This window comes from Altererythrobacter lutimaris, assembly GCF_013371495.1.
In the GTDB taxonomy this organism is placed as follows: domain Bacteria; phylum Pseudomonadota; class Alphaproteobacteria; order Sphingomonadales; family Sphingomonadaceae; genus Erythrobacter; species Erythrobacter lutimaris_A.
In genome coordinates, this window is record NZ_JABWTA010000001.1 from 230,460 (window position 1) to 246,863 (window position 16,404).

At 57.2% G+C, this 16,404-nt stretch carries 12 protein-coding genes; 6 read left to right on the forward strand and 6 right to left on the reverse strand.

The window, feature by feature from the left end; all coding sequences use genetic code 11:
* Entirely contained in the window at positions 1-975 is a 975-nt protein-coding gene (locus HUO12_RS01115; protein ID WP_176271855.1) for an alpha/beta hydrolase family protein, read from the forward strand.
* Positions 972-2,192, forward strand: coding sequence for a serine hydrolase domain-containing protein (locus HUO12_RS01120; protein WP_176271856.1), 1,221 nt, complete (start codon positions 972-974; stop codon positions 2,190-2,192). The genes HUO12_RS01115 and HUO12_RS01120 overlap by 4 nt, the downstream gene beginning before the upstream one ends.
* An 18-nt stretch (positions 2,193-2,210) precedes the next feature.
* On the opposite strand, the gene HUO12_RS01125 is transcribed toward HUO12_RS01120, so the two are convergent.
* From HUO12_RS01125 to HUO12_RS01135, 3 genes are read right to left on the reverse strand one after another with little or no spacing between them, the layout of a single operon-like run.
* Positions 2,211-2,897: a glutathione binding-like protein gene (locus HUO12_RS01125; RefSeq protein WP_176271857.1), complete on the reverse strand. Its 687-nt coding sequence runs from the start codon at positions 2,895-2,897 to the stop codon at positions 2,211-2,213.
* A 5-nt stretch (positions 2,898-2,902) separates the two neighbouring features.
* On the reverse strand, positions 2,903-3,628 hold the full coding sequence (locus tag HUO12_RS01130) for a glutathione S-transferase family protein (RefSeq protein ID WP_176271858.1): 726 nt from the start codon (positions 3,626-3,628) through the stop codon (positions 2,903-2,905).
* Positions 3,629-3,684: 56 nt separating this feature from the next.
* Positions 3,685-4,665 carry a phytanoyl-CoA dioxygenase family protein gene (locus HUO12_RS01135; RefSeq protein ID WP_176271859.1) on the reverse strand — a complete coding sequence of 327 codons (981 nt, stop codon included), beginning with the start codon at positions 4,663-4,665 and terminating at the stop codon, positions 3,685-3,687.
* A gap of 244 nt (positions 4,666-4,909) precedes the next feature.
* On the opposite strand from HUO12_RS01135, the gene HUO12_RS01140 reads away from it, so the two are divergent.
* From HUO12_RS01140 to HUO12_RS01150, 3 genes are read left to right on the forward strand one after another with little or no spacing between them, the layout of a single operon-like run.
* Positions 4,910-6,112 carry an FAD-dependent oxidoreductase gene (locus tag HUO12_RS01140; RefSeq protein WP_176271860.1) on the forward strand — a complete coding sequence of 401 codons (1,203 nt, stop codon included), beginning with the start codon at positions 4,910-4,912 and terminating at the stop codon, positions 6,110-6,112.
* The gene (locus HUO12_RS01145) at positions 6,112-6,879 is read left to right on the forward strand and encodes a maleate cis-trans isomerase family protein (protein ID WP_176271861.1); all 768 of its coding nucleotides are present in this window, start codon (positions 6,112-6,114) and stop codon (positions 6,877-6,879) included. The genes HUO12_RS01140 and HUO12_RS01145 overlap by 1 nt, the downstream gene beginning before the upstream one ends.
* A gap of 15 nt (positions 6,880-6,894) precedes the next feature.
* On the forward strand, positions 6,895-7,815 hold the full coding sequence (locus tag HUO12_RS01150) for a polysaccharide deacetylase family protein (RefSeq protein WP_176271862.1): 921 nt from the start codon (positions 6,895-6,897) through the stop codon (positions 7,813-7,815).
* A 70-nt stretch (positions 7,816-7,885) separates the two neighbouring features.
* Here the strand turns inward: HUO12_RS01150 and HUO12_RS01155 are convergent, their stop codons facing one another.
* Complete coding sequence (locus HUO12_RS01155) at positions 7,886-9,394, reverse strand: aldehyde dehydrogenase family protein (RefSeq protein ID WP_176271863.1); 1,509 nt, start codon at positions 9,392-9,394, stop codon at positions 7,886-7,888.
* Positions 9,395-9,602: 208 nt separating this feature from the next.
* Positions 9,603-12,635 (reverse strand): TonB-dependent receptor plug domain-containing protein, encoded by a 3,033-nt coding sequence (locus HUO12_RS01160; protein WP_176271864.1) that lies wholly within the window; start codon positions 12,633-12,635, stop codon positions 9,603-9,605.
* A gap of 294 nt (positions 12,636-12,929) precedes the next feature.
* Here HUO12_RS01160 and HUO12_RS01165 point away from each other — a divergent pair, with 294 nt between their 5' ends.
* Complete coding sequence (locus tag HUO12_RS01165; RefSeq protein WP_176271865.1) at positions 12,930-14,480, forward strand: alpha/beta hydrolase; 1,551 nt, start codon at positions 12,930-12,932, stop codon at positions 14,478-14,480.
* Here HUO12_RS01165 and HUO12_RS01170 read toward each other — a convergent pair.
* A complete protein-coding gene (locus tag HUO12_RS01170) occupies positions 14,467-16,335 on the reverse strand; it encodes a beta-galactosidase (RefSeq protein ID WP_176271866.1) in 1,869 nt (622 codons plus the stop codon). The genes HUO12_RS01165 and HUO12_RS01170 overlap by 14 nt on opposite strands.
* Positions 16,336-16,404 lie beyond the last annotated feature (69 nt).

Here is a 16,404-nt window from a genome sequence, read left to right on the forward strand (position 1 = left end):
ATGGTATTGAAGCGTACTGGCCTGCCTTTCGGTGTCGCGGCGATCCTTGCGGGATGTACGGGACCGCTCGAGCGGACCCCGCTGCCGGAGCAGGCTTCTTCTCCTGAAAGTGAAAGCTGTGCAGCGCGTCTCGCAGGAGCTTCTAGCGAAGTTTCCTTGAGCGTGACTGAGGGCAGCGAGCGGCAAATACCGGTCACGCTCTTCCTGCCTGAGCAGCCCGGTGAGTATCCTCTGTTGGGATTCTCGCACGGAGCCTTTGCCAGCCCAACCCGCTATCGGGCGATGCTCGCACCGTTAGCGAGTGCGGGTTACATCGTTATCGCGCCAATGCATGTGGATTCCGAAGAGTTCGGATCGGACGAGCGGCCCGATCGCGACACAACCTGGCGCACGCGGAACGAGGATATGGCGCTCGCGCTCAATCCCAATCAGGAGCTCCTCGACCTGCTTGAGGCGCGCGAATACACGCTTTCGAAAGGCAAGGTCGCATCAGTCGGGCATAGCTATGGCGCGATCATGGCGCAGCTGCCCGGAGGCGCGCTCGCCTATGAGAGCGATGGTTCTCAGGTTGATCGAGCTGATCCCGATGTGGACGTTGTGGTCGGCTGGTCGCCGCCAGGTTCAATTCCGACGATGATTGACGCAGAGGGTTGGAACACGCTTGCGGTGCCGTCGCTGACAATCACCGGAACAACTGATGTGTTGCCCGGCTTTATCGATGATTGGCGCGCGCATCTGGCGAGTTATGAAAACGCGCCGATTGGCAAACGTGCATCATGGGTTGGCGAGGGTATCGACCACTATTTCGGAGGAATGTTCGGGCGCGAAAAACCGGCTGATGCGAACAGTCAGCGATTATTCCACCGCGCAATGGAAATCAGCCTCAACTTTATGGATCGGCATATCGGAAGCGAGCAGGTTTGCACGCTCGGTCCGCCCGTATCGGGTGAGGCATATCAAGAGGATGGTGCATGACACGCGAATTCAAGCTTCTCACAGCTGTCCTTGCGATTGCGCTTGCGGGTTGCAGTGCCGTCGAACCAGCAGCGCCGAAAGTTGCTGCGACATCCCCGCCTGCTGAGAAGTCTTACCCTGATCAGGCGGAGCTTTACTCCGATCTCGACAATCCCATGCGACCGGACGAGTTTCAGGGTGCGACAATCCTTGATGTCGATCGCTACCGTCCGACTTACAACTTGACGGGTTGCGAGGCGGCGCCACTGCCTGTGGCTGAGCCGACACCAGCTCTTTCTCAAGCTCTCGCCAAGGCAAAGGCATACTCCGAAGAGGCAAGCGGTGTCGGCCTGATCGTCATGGTGGATGGGGCGGTCGTGCATGAAAGCTATGCCAATGGCGCGGACGAGAATTCACTGACCACCTCTGCGTCCAAGATGAAATCTGTCCTTGCGCTGCTTTACGGCATTGCGATCGAGCAAGGACATATCGGATCGATTGACGATTCAGCCGGCGCTTACCTTGATGAGTGGACTGACGATCCACGTGGAGCGATCACTCTGCGGCAGCTGATGACTATGTCTGCCGGGCTTGGCCCGACTGACTTCATGCAGTTGATTTTCGCGCCAGACATCGCGCCGGTTGCGCTGCAGGCTGCGAGGATTAGCGCGCCAGACACAGAGTTCAATTACAGCAATGCCAACAGCAGAATCCTCGCGATCATTCTGGACAGGCAAGTGCGCGCAGCGGGCTTTGCAAGCCTCGCACAATTCCTGCAAGCAGAGCTGTGGTGCCCATTGGGCGGTAGCGATGCATTGCTGTGGGTCGACCCGGCAGGCAAAGCGCGCGGTTATGCAGGCCTGCACGCAATTTTGCGCGACTGGGCAAGAGTTGGCGATCTGATCCGCAACAACGGCACGGCCAATGGCAAACAGATCGTGCCAGCTGAATGGATTGCAGAAATGGCGAAGCCGTCGGCGGTCAACTCGCAATATGGCTTGCATGTCTGGCTCGGAGGCGAGTGGACCCCGCAAAGGTCCTACAGTGCTGCCAATCCGATCAAGATCACACACAGCGAAGCATTTGAAGCCAAGGACATCATCTACTTTGACGGGTTTGGTGGGCAGCGTGTCTATGTGATGCCGTCTGAAGGCGTGACGATTGCGCGATCAGGCCTCGTGAACATGCAATTTGATGACGCTATTTTGCCCAATACGGTTGCACGCGCAGTCGAGTGAGCAGCGAGGGCTGAGCGGTCACTCTCTAAAGAAGAAAGCCTTGCGCGTTTCTTCTGTCGGATCGCCGACTTTCATGTCGGTTTTGAGCAAAGCCATGCCGCGCTGAACGCCCGGGCGCGTTTCACATTTCTCGATCCATGCGGCGACATTCGGGAATGCACTGATGTCGATGCCGTGCAGCTTTTGCTGGCGCGCATCCATCCATGGGTAGGTCGCCATGTCTGCCAGCGAGTATTCGTCCCCAGCAATCCAAGGCTTCTTGGCCAATTCGCGATCGATGAGACCATAAAGCCGCTTGGTTTCACCGCTGTAGCGCTCGATGGCGTAAGGAACTTCCTCAGCTGCATACCCGCGAAAGTGTCCGCATTGGCCAAACATCGGGCCGATATTGGCGCACTGGAAAAACACCCATTGCGTGATGATTGAGCGCTGAACCGGATCATCGGGCCAGAACTTTCCGGTCTTCTGTGCAAGATAAAGCAGGATCGCGCCGGATTCGAAAACCGTGTGCGGGCGTCCATCCGGTCCGTCATAGTCAACGATCGCAGGAACACGATTGTTGGGGCTGATCGCGATAAAGTCAGGCGCGTGCTGTTCGCCGGTCAAGATATTGATCGGCTGCGTCACATAATCGAGCTCGAATTCTTCCAACGCGATGGAAATCTTGTGGCCGTTGGGTGTGGGCCAGAAATAGAAGTCGATCATTGCGATTAAGCCTTTTGAGCTGCGAGGACTTCTTGGACAGCCGCCTGCAGTCTTGCTGCGCTGGTATCGCTTGTGAAGTCCTTGTTGTAATGCGATTGGACCGATGGACGCTGCACCGCTTCATCGTACCAATCAGAGAGCGCTGGACGACCTTCGCGCCAATCGAAGTTGGGGTAGATCGGGTCCTTCGCTTCGTAGAATTCCGCGCGGAAACCCAAATAGCTGATCGCATGCAGCATGGCCGCGTGGCCGACATCGAACGTGTCCCAGCCTTTCGCAGCTTCGCTATCCAGCCAATCGAGCCCGCGAATGAATTTTGGCCAGAGCCGTTCGAACACGAACATGTTCCACTGGCCTGGCTCTTGCCATTGTTCGGCAACCATCTGGACTGTGCCTTCGAAGATCGTGTCTGACAGAGCAAGGCGCGTCACGGCATCCCAACGCGCTGGCCCGGGTTCAGGATACATACGACGAGCTTTGCTTTGGCTGTCGAGGAACTCACAAATCGCCTGACTGCCATAGATTACTTGGCCTTCATCCGTGGCCATCGTCGGAACCTTGCTCAGCGGATTGATCGCCGCGATGGAATAGGCTTCGCCCTGATCTTCGCCATCGAGATTCTTAAAGGGGAATGTCGCGACGAAGTCGATCTCGTCCCACAATCCGCACTCATGCGCAGTGACGAGAACCTTGTGAATGAAGGTGTGAAACGGAGAGTAAAACAACTTCATTGGATATGCTCCTCGCGTTGCTGCGGTCTGATTTCGGAAGGTACTCTAGGTCGAACTTAATGCATGCCGACCTTCTGGTGATCGGGTGACTTGTCCTTGGCAGACAGTTCGCCGGCTTCTTCCTTTTGCTTCATATTCTTGAAGGTATCGAACTCGTTCACGCCGCCCATTTCCTTCTTGGGCCAACGCGTTGCAAAGCCACGCGGGTATTCGCTGTCATCGTCTTTGCGACCATCTTCTGACCACAAGAGCGGGAAGAGCGGGCCGTCCGGCTTTTCGCCTTCAAGCATCTCGTCAAAACTAACGCCCGCCAGGTTCAGGCAGTCCGGACGAGGTGCCCAGCGGATGTCATCGCCAAACACGCGCTCTGAAATGGCAATGCGCCAGTCGTCAGTCGGATTACCTGAAGAATAATGCAGCGCCCACGGGTGCACGATCAAGATATCGCCCGGATCCATATCCCAAGTCAGAAAGCGCTTGCCCGGTTCACCACGCATTGGTTCGATATCCGGGTGAGGCACCCGGTCATCAGGCTTGATCATCTTGCGCGCATTCGGGCTGAATAGCCAATAGGGAACATCATCATGCTGGCTTTCCGCGAGCACTTCCAAGCAGTTCTCTTTCACGATCGGGGTAAGTGGTATCCAAATGGAAGGAACCATCTTCCCTTCCACCGGGAATGCCATCCGGTCACAATGCCAAAGCGTCTTGGCATCAGATTGTGGCGGTTTCGCAAAGAACTCGTCAAAATAGAAACGGATTTCCTTTGATTCCATGACCTTGCCTGCAGCTTCAGCAAGCGGTCCCTTAAACACAAGTTCACGATATGCTTCCAAACGTCGCGCCATGTAGCGACCAGGAAGAGTTGGAAGTAGGCCGACGTCCTCTTTCTCAATGATCACCTGGCGCGCAATGGGTTCGAGCAAATCGATCCAGTCTTTGTCGAGGACATTGCGCAAGCAAACGGCACCGTCGCGTTTGTAGTCATCGATATCCTGCTGAGTGATATCGCGCAGCGGACTGGAATTGAGCGGCATTGTCGTACTCCTTACGTCTTTAACTCCTAGCGATACCAAAGGGGTTCCATCGCGGGTTCAGCAAGTCCCGATACTATCCACGCTTCGGATATTAATGGTGCGTCGGTGCGCCCTCCTGGACGAGTACCAAGGTCGCAGGGCTGCAAGCTCTTCGCAGGGTGGAGAAATTGTAAAGCGGGGCCTGTTCGTTTTGTCATCTCCCTTATTGCTGCCTCACGGACTGGTCGAAAATTCGGAGTTAACAATGCAGGAAATCCGCACGCAGGTTGTGGTGGCAGGAGCTGGCCCGGTCGGGACTGTTGCGGCCTATTTGCTCGCGAGCCGCGGTATTGATGTGGTGCTGTTGGAAGACGGTGCTGATTGCGCACTCGATCTGCGTGCGTCCACTTTCCACCCGCCAACGCTCGAGATGCTCGAGCGTTTCGACATCACGCCGCGCCTGATCGAGAAGGGTTTGAAAGCACCGATCTACCACTTCCGCGAGCGCCGCACGGGCGAAGTCATAGACTTCGATCTGAGCGAAATCGCCGATATCACAAAGCATCCTTATCGCATTCAGTGCGAGCAGTATCACCTGTCGAGAATGCTGTCCGAAGGCGTGCGCAGCCAGCCTGGTGCAGAAGTCCTGTTCAACCACCGCGTTGTGGCGCTGGAGCAGTCGCCAGAAGATGTGACTGTCTATGCGGAGACGCCCTATTCGATACTCAAGATCAGAGCTGATTATCTGATCGGCGCTGATGGTTCGAACAGCTCGGTTCGCAAGTGGCTCGGCACGGAATTCGATGGCTTTACCTATCCGGAAAAGTTCCTTTGCTTCACGACCGAAGAGCCGCTGGAAGAGCACATCGAGAATCTCGCTTATGTGAACTACGTGTCTGACCCAGAGGAATGGATGGTGCTCCTTCGCGTACCATCACTTTGGCGGGTATTGGTCCCTGCGGACATGGATACGCCGGACGATGTCCTCAAAGCGGACCCCAAGAAGGAAGAAGTCTTCAACCGTCTGATTGGTAAGGCTGATGTGAAGACTCATCACCGCACGATCTATCGCGTGCACCAACGGGTCGCGAAAAGCTTCCTGACGGGGCGCACGGCGCTGATCGGCGATGCGGCGCATCTTAATAACCCGATCGGCGGGTTCGGCATGAACTCAGGCATTCACGATGCCTTCAATCTGGGTGAGCGCTTGCTGAAGATCTATCAGCATGGTGCCGATGCAGACCATGAGCTCAATGCTTTTGAGCGTCAGCGTCGCACTACGACGCATGACTTCATTCAAGCGCAGACGATCCGCAATATGGAGTACCTGAAAGAGGGCGAGGACCAGCTTCATGACCGCCGCAAGGCTGAAATGCAGGCTATCCGTGATGATCCTGTGCGTCGCCGCGAATTCCTGCTGCGTCAGTCGATGATCGATTGTGTCGAGAAAGAAAGGGAAATGGCCTGATGCCGGTCAAGCCTCGTCCTAATCCGGACGCTCAAGGCTATCGCGCGCTATTTGGTGTGCTTGGTCCCTCGACCAATACAATCGTCCAGCCAGATTTCGATGACCTGCGTCTACGCGGCGTCACGAACCATTACAGCCGGATTGTGGTTGATGACGCCAACGCGATTTCGGATGAGACATTCATGGCGGGCACGCTGGAGATCAGCAACAACACGCTGGAGGCTGTTCGCGGTGTTCTGACTTGCAATCCTGACTACCTCGTCATGGGGATGTCGGCGGTGACCTTCTACGGTGGAGCAAAGGGCGCAGAAGAGTGGCGGCAGAATATCGAAGATGCTTCAGGGCTCAAACTGTGTACTGGCTCGCAGTCCTTGATCGAAGCGTTCAACGCCTATGGCGGGATCAAGAAGATCGCGGTTATCTCTCCCTATTTCCCTAGCGCGAATGCGCATGTGGCGCATTTCATGTCCGACCACGGCATCGAAGTCGTGCGCGACACCTGCCTCCAATGCCCAAGCTGGACTGCCATTGCGCAAGTTCCGACAGAAACGCTGCGTGATGAACTCATGAAGCTTGATGGCGATGATATTGACGCGCTGGTGCAAGTGGGCACGAACCTCTCCATGGTGCGCTTTGCTGCTGCAGCAGAGGAATGGCTCGGCAAGCCCGTAATCGCAATCAATACAGCCACATACTGGAACGCTCTGCGCCAGAACGGCATTAAAGATCAAAAGACCGGTTTTGGCCGGCTGATGTCCGACTTCTAAGGAATACGCTCTAACATGTTCGAATATGATTATGTCCCGCTCCCGGAGCGCGCTCCGCTTCGTTGGCCGAACGGCGCGAAAGTCGCGATTATGTTCACGTTCAATCTCGAAACATGGGACCTGGTGAAGGATACGGACCAGCCGTATTATGCGGGCGGACCGGCTTTGCTGCCAAATGCGCTTGCAGGCCGCATCCCCGATTACCCGAACTATTCCTGGCGCGAATATGGCCAGCGGGTGGGCGTATGGCGCATGTTCGAGATGTTCGACGAGATGGGCGCAAAGGCAGGTTGTACAGTCAATGCAGTCACTTTCGAACGGCGCAAAGCGATGGCGGATGCCTGCCTTGAGCGCGGCTGGGAGCTGATCGCGCACAATTACGAGCAAGGCGAACTGCTGACCGATTTCCATGACGATATCGACACCGAACGCGACATCATCCGCCGTTCGGTAGAGATGTATGAGAAGCACACTGGACGAAAGCCAAAAGTATGGCTTTCCAGCAGTTTACGCGGCACCTTGAATACTCCGACTATCCTCGTTGAAGAGGGTTTCAAGGCCTATTGCGACATCATGAATGATGATCAGCCTTATATGATCCGCACCGATGCGGGGCCGATTGTCGGTACGCCGTACTCGAATGTGATCAACGATTTCACGATTCTGACGCGCAATGCGCGCACCACTGACGAGTATCGCGACCTGCTGATCGAGGAATTGAAGGTGCTGCACGCAGAAGGTGCGAAAACGGGCCGCATCATGAATGTGGGCCTGCACCCGCACGTCTCCGGGCGCGCTTACACGATCCGCGCTCTTCGCGAATTTATCGAATATGCTCAATCACTTGATGGTATCTGGTGGGCAACGCGCGAAGAGATCGCCGACTGGTATGTCGACAATCACGAAGCGCATTTCCCGGGTCAGCTCAAGGGTTAGAGACCTTTCGAGATAACCCCGAGATGAAGCGAGATACCCCCTAGAGCTCGCGAGACCTCCGCAAGATCCCTTACACAATCGCGCAGACAGTCTTGAGTTCAAGATAGTTGTCCATTGCGGCCTGTCCGCTGTCGCGGCCATAGCCCGACTGCTTCATCCCGCCGATCGGGAGCGAAGCGTCATACATCGCGTGGCTGTTGATCCACACCGTTCCGGCCTGGAGCCGCTCTGCCATGCGCGTCGCGTTGGAAAGCCCTTCCGTCCAGATGCCTGCGGCGAGGCCATAATCGCTGTCATTGGCCGCTGCGATAACTTCGTCCGCATCTTCAAAACGTGTGATCACGACAACAGGACCGAAAATCTCTTCGCGCACGATCCGCATGTCCGCTTTGATGTCGGTAATGACAGTCGGTGTGACAAAACTCTGATTGGGGCCAGCCGTCTCGCCACCCACCAGCACGCTCGCGCCTGCCTTTTTGCCGTCCGCGATATAGTCCGCAACTTTGCCGGCGTGTCCTTTGGAGATCAGCGGGCCCATATGCGTTGCCGGATCAAGGCCGTGGCCCAGCTGGATGGCTTTGGCTTGCTCTGCCATGCCTTCAAGCACGCGGTCATAGACGCTGGAATGCGCGTAAAGGCGTGAGCCTGCAATGCACACCTGACCGCCATTGAAGAAGATCGCATTGGCCGCGCCCGGAATGGCTGCCTCGAGGTCCGCATCGTCCATGATGATGACCGGAGACTTGCCGCCGAGCTCAACACTCACGCGCTTCAAATTGCCTTGCGAGGCATCGACGATCTTGCGACCCGTCACTGTCGAGCCGGTAAAGGCGATCTTGTTCACGTCCTCGTGCTCAGCAAGCGCTGCGCCTGCCTCCGCGCCGAAGCCTGTGACAACATTGACCACGCCCTGCGGCGTACCCGCCTCCTGGATCAGCTCTGCCAAACGGATAGTCGTCAGCGAGGTCTCTTCAGATGGCTTGAGTACCAAGGTGCAACCTGCGGCCATCGCAGGGGCTATCTTCATCGCCGTCAGCACCAGCGGCGAGTTCCACGGCAGGATGCCGCCGACAACGCCGACCGGCTCGCGGCGCGTATAGGCATGAACGCGCTTGCCTTCAGGCTGGTAATTGATCGAAGTCGGGATGGTCGAGCCTTCGATCTTCGTCGCCATCCCGGCGAAATAGCGGAACTGCGCAACCGCTCCGGGAATTTCCGCCCAGCGCCCGACATAAAGCGCCTTGCCCTGATCGAGCGTTTCCAGCTCTGCCAGCTCGTCAATCTTCGCTTCCATCAGGTCTGCGATCTTCCAGAGCAGCTGGCTGCGCTCCATCGGTGTCATCGCTCGCCATGGGCCGGTTTCGAACGCCTTGCGCGCCGCCGCAACTGCTGCATCGACATCGGCTGCATTTCCACGCGCAATTTTGCCGATAACTTCGCCGGTGGCCGGATCAAGCGTGTCGAATGTCTCGCCCGACTGGCTGCTCACCCATTCGCCATCAACCAGCAGCTTGTGCTGGACACGGGCGAGGAAGGCGGCTGCTTCTGCGTTGGGTTTGAGAGCGTTAGAAAGGTCCATGGGTCACGGGTCCGTTGGTTGCGCAAATCTGTCAGGTTCCACGTAGCGTGAGGGCCGATGTTCTGGCGGCACAACGCGCTCGCTAATCGCTGATTGGATAAATCCGTGAGCGATGTGCCTGTTCCCGGTGCTGTATCGTGCGCAGAGCATAAAAAAGAAGGCGGGATCACTCCCGCCTTCTCCTTGATCACAAAGCTGTGCCCGGTCCTTAGAGGCCAGGAATGTCCGCGAAGTTCACACGGATACCAGCATAGAAATAGCGTCCGCGCCAGCCGGTGGGGGTGTTGTTCAACCCGATTGCCGGCTGTTCATTGGTGAAGTTGTTCACGCCGAGGTAGAACTGGAACTGATCGTCCGCAGTCTGGAACTCTGCCCGAATGTCATGCATGAAGCGTGATCCAATCGTCAGGAATTCGGGAGCAGCGCGGTCCGGGTTTGCAGCCAGAACGTCTTTTTCAAAACGCAGCTGGGGTCCGATATACTGCACACCATAATTCAGAGCAAAGTTGCCACGGGTGTAAGTGATATCGGCATTGCCATTCCACTTCGGAGAGCCGGTTTCCCCGCGATCATCGTCCACTGTCCCGCCATTTGACGGAACGAACGACAACGTATCAAGATAGCCAAGCGTGCCGCGCAACTGGATATCGCTATTGTCGTCAAGGTCGAAGCGATAGCTCATCGTCATGTCCGCGCCAGACGTTTCGAAGAAGGCGACGTTAACAGGTGACAGGCTGAAGCTCTCAACGAAGCCGGTGCCCGCAGCTCTGGTCACCCGATCGCAGAACTCATTGTCCAGCGTTGGAGAATCGACACAGAACTCAGCAATCTCTGACAATTCCGCTGTATTGATCGCGTTCTCGATCTCGATATCGAACCAGTCGAAGCTGAACGTCAGCCCTGGCAGGAAGCTCGGCTGAACAACCACACCTGCGGTCCAGGTTGTTGCTTCCTCTGGATCAAGCTCCTGGTTGCCCGAGACAAAGCCCTCGATGCTTGCGCTTGATGCGATATCGTTGCCAAAGTCATAGGTATCGAAATCGGCACCGAGGCCTTCGATCAAGGCGCGGCAATTCGCTTCGCGTACAGGCGCACCGTTGTTCACATTGATCGGGTCGCATGGGTCAGTAAGGAAATCGAACGTGCCTGTCGCCGGAGCAAACAGCTCGGTTATGTTCGGTGCACGTACGGACTGGCCATAACTTCCGCGGAAGCGGACATCGCGGACTGGCGCCCAGACACCAGATACGGACCAGCTGTCCGTGTAGCCCGATGTGGAATAATCCGAAATGCGTGCAGCAGCGCGCAGTTCAAGCAATTCGAAGAATGGCATGTCAGCCAACAGCGGCAATGACAGTTCAGCGAAGCCTTCGATTACATCGAACGAGCCGGTCTCATTGTCGAGAAGTGCGAGATCGGCAAGAACACCTTGGTCTGGATTGAAGTCAGTGACCTGACGCGCGAGGTCGTCGACCAATGAGACACTCTTCTCCTTACGGTATTCACCGCCGAGCACGAAGCCGACAGGGCCGCCGGGCAATTCAAAAAACGATCTGAAATCGCCGGAAACGAAGCCGTTCACCACATGTTGAGTGAGCGTGAATTCGTTGCGCAGGTCTGCGTTGATGAAGTCAAGCGCAGCCTGGCTTGCAACCCCTTCACCGAACACGTTCAATGGGACACACTGGTCTGGCGTGAATGTCTGAGGCGCTTCACCATAGTTGAAATTGCCATTATCCACGATGCCACTGCCGTCGATCGAAACGCGGCACACTACGTTGCCGTTTGGCGTGCCGTTCAGGAATTCACCTTCATCAACCGCATCAAGAGCCGCGAAGTAGCGGTCTTCAATGCGATAGTTTTCAGAGATGTAGGTGGTCTTGTTGCGACCATAGACATAGCTCAACTCAAAACGTGAGTTGTCGCCAATGTCACCATCAAAGCCGATTACACCGCGGAACAGATCTCGTTCGAGGCGCTCATTGCGTGTGCCAAGATCAAAGTTGTCGCGGTTAAACAGCACACCCCCGAAATCGCCGCGGTCGTTGACGGCATCACGGACGTTCTGCGGGATCAACGGGTTATCGTTCGATACGAAGGTGAAGAAGTCAAAGGAAGGCTGCGCAATCGAGAAGTTCTCGGTGTTCACGTATTTGCCTTCAGCGAAAAACCGCAGTGTTGGGCTTAGCTCGTAATTTGTGAACAAGTTGAACGAGTGGTGCTCGGTTCTGGCCTGAAGATCGCCTTGATAACTTGCAACGGGCGTATCATCCGTGTCCGGAGAACCTGCAGACAGGAAGCCTGAATTCGGCAGGAACGTGCCTGCATTGTAGATGCCGCCATCGCCTCGGAATTCGGGCAGGAAGCTTCCATCGATGACCAATGCACCACCTGGGGCACTATCGGCCCAGCCGATGTACCGCAGCGGGATGTTGTCAGGAATATCGGGATCGTCCGGAATATCGTCCGGGTTGCGAACGAATACAAATGCATCGAACTGGCCATTGGGCCGGTCGCCAAACCCAACGCGGCCATCCTTCCGGTATTCGTAAGACGCGGCAATATTGCCGCGATCATCAGCGAAATTGGTACCGACTGTGATCGCGCCAAGAAAACTCTCGGCATCGCCAAAGTCGGAAACGCCAGCTTGGGCGCGTGCATCAATGCCTTCGAAGTCGCGCTTCATCACGAAGTTGACAACGCCCGACACGCCATCAGCACCATAAACCGATGAAACGCCGCCGGTCAGAATGTCGACGCGCTCAACCAAGGCAGTAGGGATGGTATTGATGTCGACACCCGCTTCACCGGGAACGCCAGCGATATGGCGTCGGCCATCGACGAGCACGAGCGTGCGCTCTGGACCGAGGTTACGCAGGTCAAGAAGATTGACACCAGTACCGCCAAATCGCGCTTGCGAACCGGCCGCATCGAAATTGTCTTCCGAGTTGAACAGCGCAGGGCTTTGCGTCAGCAATTCAGTGAGGTTTGTTTCACCTGAGCGCGTAATCGTTTCAGCATCAATTGCTACGATCGGGTTCGGACTGGCGGCTCCGGGGTTGGTGTTAAGACGCGTACCGGTCACAACAATCGCGTTGTCGGTTTCAGTGGCCTCAGTCTCAGTGTTTGGTGCATCTTGCGCAAGCGCTGGGGTTGCAAGTGTGATAGCAAGCGCTGACACGCTTGCTCCGGCTACAGCGCGCACGGGACTGTGCGTCGCAAAAGCGATTACCTTGATCATCGAGGAGTCCCTCTGATTTTTCGATCATTTTCGATGGATCGAAATGAAGTTATTCTCTGAGCGAAATACAATTCACCCGGCTAACTCCAGTCCCGCACCTTTTTTGCGCTCATGTGTTATTGAGCGCAAGGCAGCTCAATTAACCACTTCTGCCTTTCCGCTGAACTGTAACCTCTTGGCAACAGGGGAGATGGTCAGTTTTGCCTTACATTCGATATGACGCCCCACTACAGGTCCGTACGCTCGCGAAGGTGCTTCGCGCACAGGTCTTGAGAATTGGAAGGACTGACTGTCATGGAATGCGAATACGTGACATTGCCTGACGGGAAGCAGATGCATTATCGCAGCATGGGCGAGGGTCCAGCTCTGGTCATGCTCCATCCCTCGCCGCAAAATTCCGAAGCGATGATCCCGGCCATGGGCGCGTTTTCGAAGGCAGGCACTTGTATCGCGTTTGATACGCCGGGCTATGGTTTGTCAGATCCGCTCGCCGTCAGCGGCACGCCGTCGCTCGGCGATTATGCGCGCCGGTTTGTCGAGGCAATGGACGCGCTCGGGATCGAGAAAGCTTGCATCTATGGCGCTGCGACAGGCGCTCAGATTGCGGCAGAGATGGGCAAGCTGTTCCCGGACCGGATTGCCTTCGTCATGCTCGATTCCAATGGCGAGCTGACCGAGCAGGAATGCGCAGACTATATCGAAGCGGGCTATTTCGCCGACGTCACGCCGCAGCGCGATGGAGCGCATTTGCTCACCTATTGGGACATGTGCCGCAACCTGTTCTACGCCTTCCCGTGGTTCTCTGACGCGCCTGAACACAGGCTCGGTCTCGACGCGCCGCCGGTCGAGATGATCCACGCGACACTGCTGCGCTATTTGCAGGCAGGCGAGAACTATGCCGATGCCTACAAGCCGGCTTTCTATGCAGAGCGGGTCGAGCATCTGGAGGGCATGGACGTACCTGCGACGATGACGCGCTGGGAATCGAGCCCAGTGCTGGCGCTGGCGGACGCTTTGATCGCGCGCGGACTACCGGACAACGTCAAACTGCTTCGCGCCGGGGCAGGTCTGGAGGCGCGCTATGGCGTTCAGCTTGAAGCGTTGCAGAGCTTTTTGGCGGGCGCTGATTTGCCGACGTTCAAAGTTCCTAATGCGGAAGAGACAATAGGCCGCTTCTGGTGCGACACACCCGCAGGCCGAATTCATGGCGAGCGGCGGGCAGGGGAAGGCGATCCGGTCGTGATGCTGCATGGGGCAGGCGGGACCGCCGCGCTTTTTGTCGAGCGGTGCCAAGCCCAAGCGAATGGTCGGTCAATCGTGGCGTTTGACTTGCCATGCCACGGCACGTCCTCTGATCTTTCGCGTGGCGGGCCAATCTCAGTCGAAGCTATGGCAGATGCACTATTTCCGGCCTTGCAAGGCGAAGGTCTGGCGGGTGCAGACGTGATCACAGAAGGGCTGGGGGCGGCGGTGGCTGTCGCTTTAGCTGAACGATCGGGGTCAGGCACTCTCAGCATTGTCGAACCTGAGCGATATTCGCAGTCGCAGGTAGAAGCCGCGCTTGCTGGCGGCTTGCCGGACCTGTCGCCGCGCATGGACGGCACGCATCTGATCGCTGCCTGGAGCTATGCGCGCAGTGGCCGCCTGTTCACGCCGCCATGGGATTTCAGCGCGGCAGCGCAGCGCTCACCAGCTCTCAACACAGACCCGCGCGACATTCATGAGGAATGTACCGCGATGCTGCGTGTCGGCACGCATTGGCGCGAGCTCATGGCGCTGGAATTACAGATCGACTGGAATGCGCTGGTACAGCGCAGCGGTGCGGAATTCGTCACACTGGACTGACGGTGAACTGCGTGGCCGGGCAGTCGAAGTCGAACACATAGCGGCTGGTTGTCCGGCGGCGCTTGTGACCGTTTAGTTGCTCATACGGTAGCCCTGCATCGCGCGCGGCCCTTGCGACAAGCGTTTCGAGTACCGCCCCTTGCGGCCATGTCGCCAGCGTTCGCACGCGGCCGTGGCGGAAGCTCGCGAGCGTGCCATCCTTGGCGACCAATTCAGCCTCAGCCGCATGGCCAGCTTCCGCATGATCGAGCCAGCGCGCAATCGCCCAGCCATCTCCTTCATTTTCAAGTCCGGGCCGCAAGCTCTCGCTGAGCGCGACGGTCAACCCGCAAAGCTCAGTGAGCGCACCCGGTGCGAGTTCTGGCGGGAATGCAAAGTCGGCATCGCGCGATCCAGTACGCGGGCCGATAATGATCTGTGCTTGGCTGTGCTCCAAGGCTTCTGCAAGTTCCAGCGTCACAATCGGATTGCATGGCAGGATCACGAGCGCATAGCCGGTGAGCGACACGCCGGGCTTCACGAAGTCGACGTTCAGGCCGAGCCGCCGCATAGCGGAATAGCAATCAAATGCTGCCCACAGCGCGCTCAGCCCTTCGCCTTGCGGCTGGATTTGCGTCATCCATTCCGCGGCATAGTCGAACACGATTGCAACGTGTTTGACAGGCGCGCCGATGTCGCCAAGTTCTTCCAGCATATCGGCGGCTTGACGTGCTTCGCCCAGCGCTGGCGCTGGCTCGCCATCGGGCCGCAAAAGCCCTGCATGCATTTGCTCCTGCGCATGGGTGAATTGCCGCCAGCGGAAATAGCTCACAAGCTCCGCGCCATGCGCTGCCGCTTCCAGTGTCCAGAGCTTGACCATGCCAGCGAGCGGCGCGGGGTTGTGCCGCGCCCAGTTGACCGGCCCCGGCTGCTGTTCCAGCACAGACCAGCGACCGTCTTTGGCGCAGCCACGATAGAGGTCGTGGTGGAACGCGGCGATATCGGGATGACTGCACCTTGCGAACGAAGTTTTTTCTTCATCGGAAAAGCGGAACATCTCCAGGAAGCCGAGCGGGTAGCTATCCCAGCCTAGGACATCGAGATCCTCGCCAAGATCGAAGTGATCGTACCCTGTGTAAAAGCCCATAGCGTTGTGCGTGATCGCGCGGCCGGGTGACAGTTCTCGCAGGATATCCACCTGAGCGCGGTTGAAGGCCATTACTTGATCGGAAGAAAAGCGCCGGAAGGCGAGCCAGTGCGCAGGGTTCGCTTCTGTCACTGTCAGGTTCGGTAACTCGATCTCTTCGAAACTGCGATATTCCATGCTCCAGAAGACATTGCCCCAAGCTGCGTTCAGGGCCTCGACTGTCTTGTAACGCGCCTCAAGCCATTTGCGAAACGCATCGCGCGCGGCAGGAGAGAAGCTCTGCACGGTGTCATGGCAGCCATATTCATTGTCGGTCTGCCATGCTGTGATTGCAGGGTGATCGCCATAGCGTTCGGCCACTGCCCGCGTAATCCGCGCTGCCTCTGCCTTATATCCTTTATGGCTAAAGCAATAATGCCGCCGCGATCCAAAGCCGCGCGCCTTTCCATTGCGATCCAGCGCCACCATGTCCGGCATGTGGTCGACCAGCCATTTGGGCGGTGTCGCAGTGGGCGTACCCATGATGACTTTGAGCCCGGCTGCGTGCAGCGTCTCGACCGCTTGGTCGAGCCAATCCCAGGCGACCTTGCCCGATTCCGGCTCGATCCGGCTCCATGCAAACTCGCCGATACGCACTTGCGACAGGCCCGCATCGCGCATCATCTGCGCGTCCACGGCCCATCGCTCTTGCGGCCAGTGTTCGGGATAATAGCAAACGCCCAGTTCCATCCTGTGCCAATGCGCAGGTTTAGCGCCTGCTGGCAATATCGATTGCGATTGCGAGAGGTGCGCGCGCCT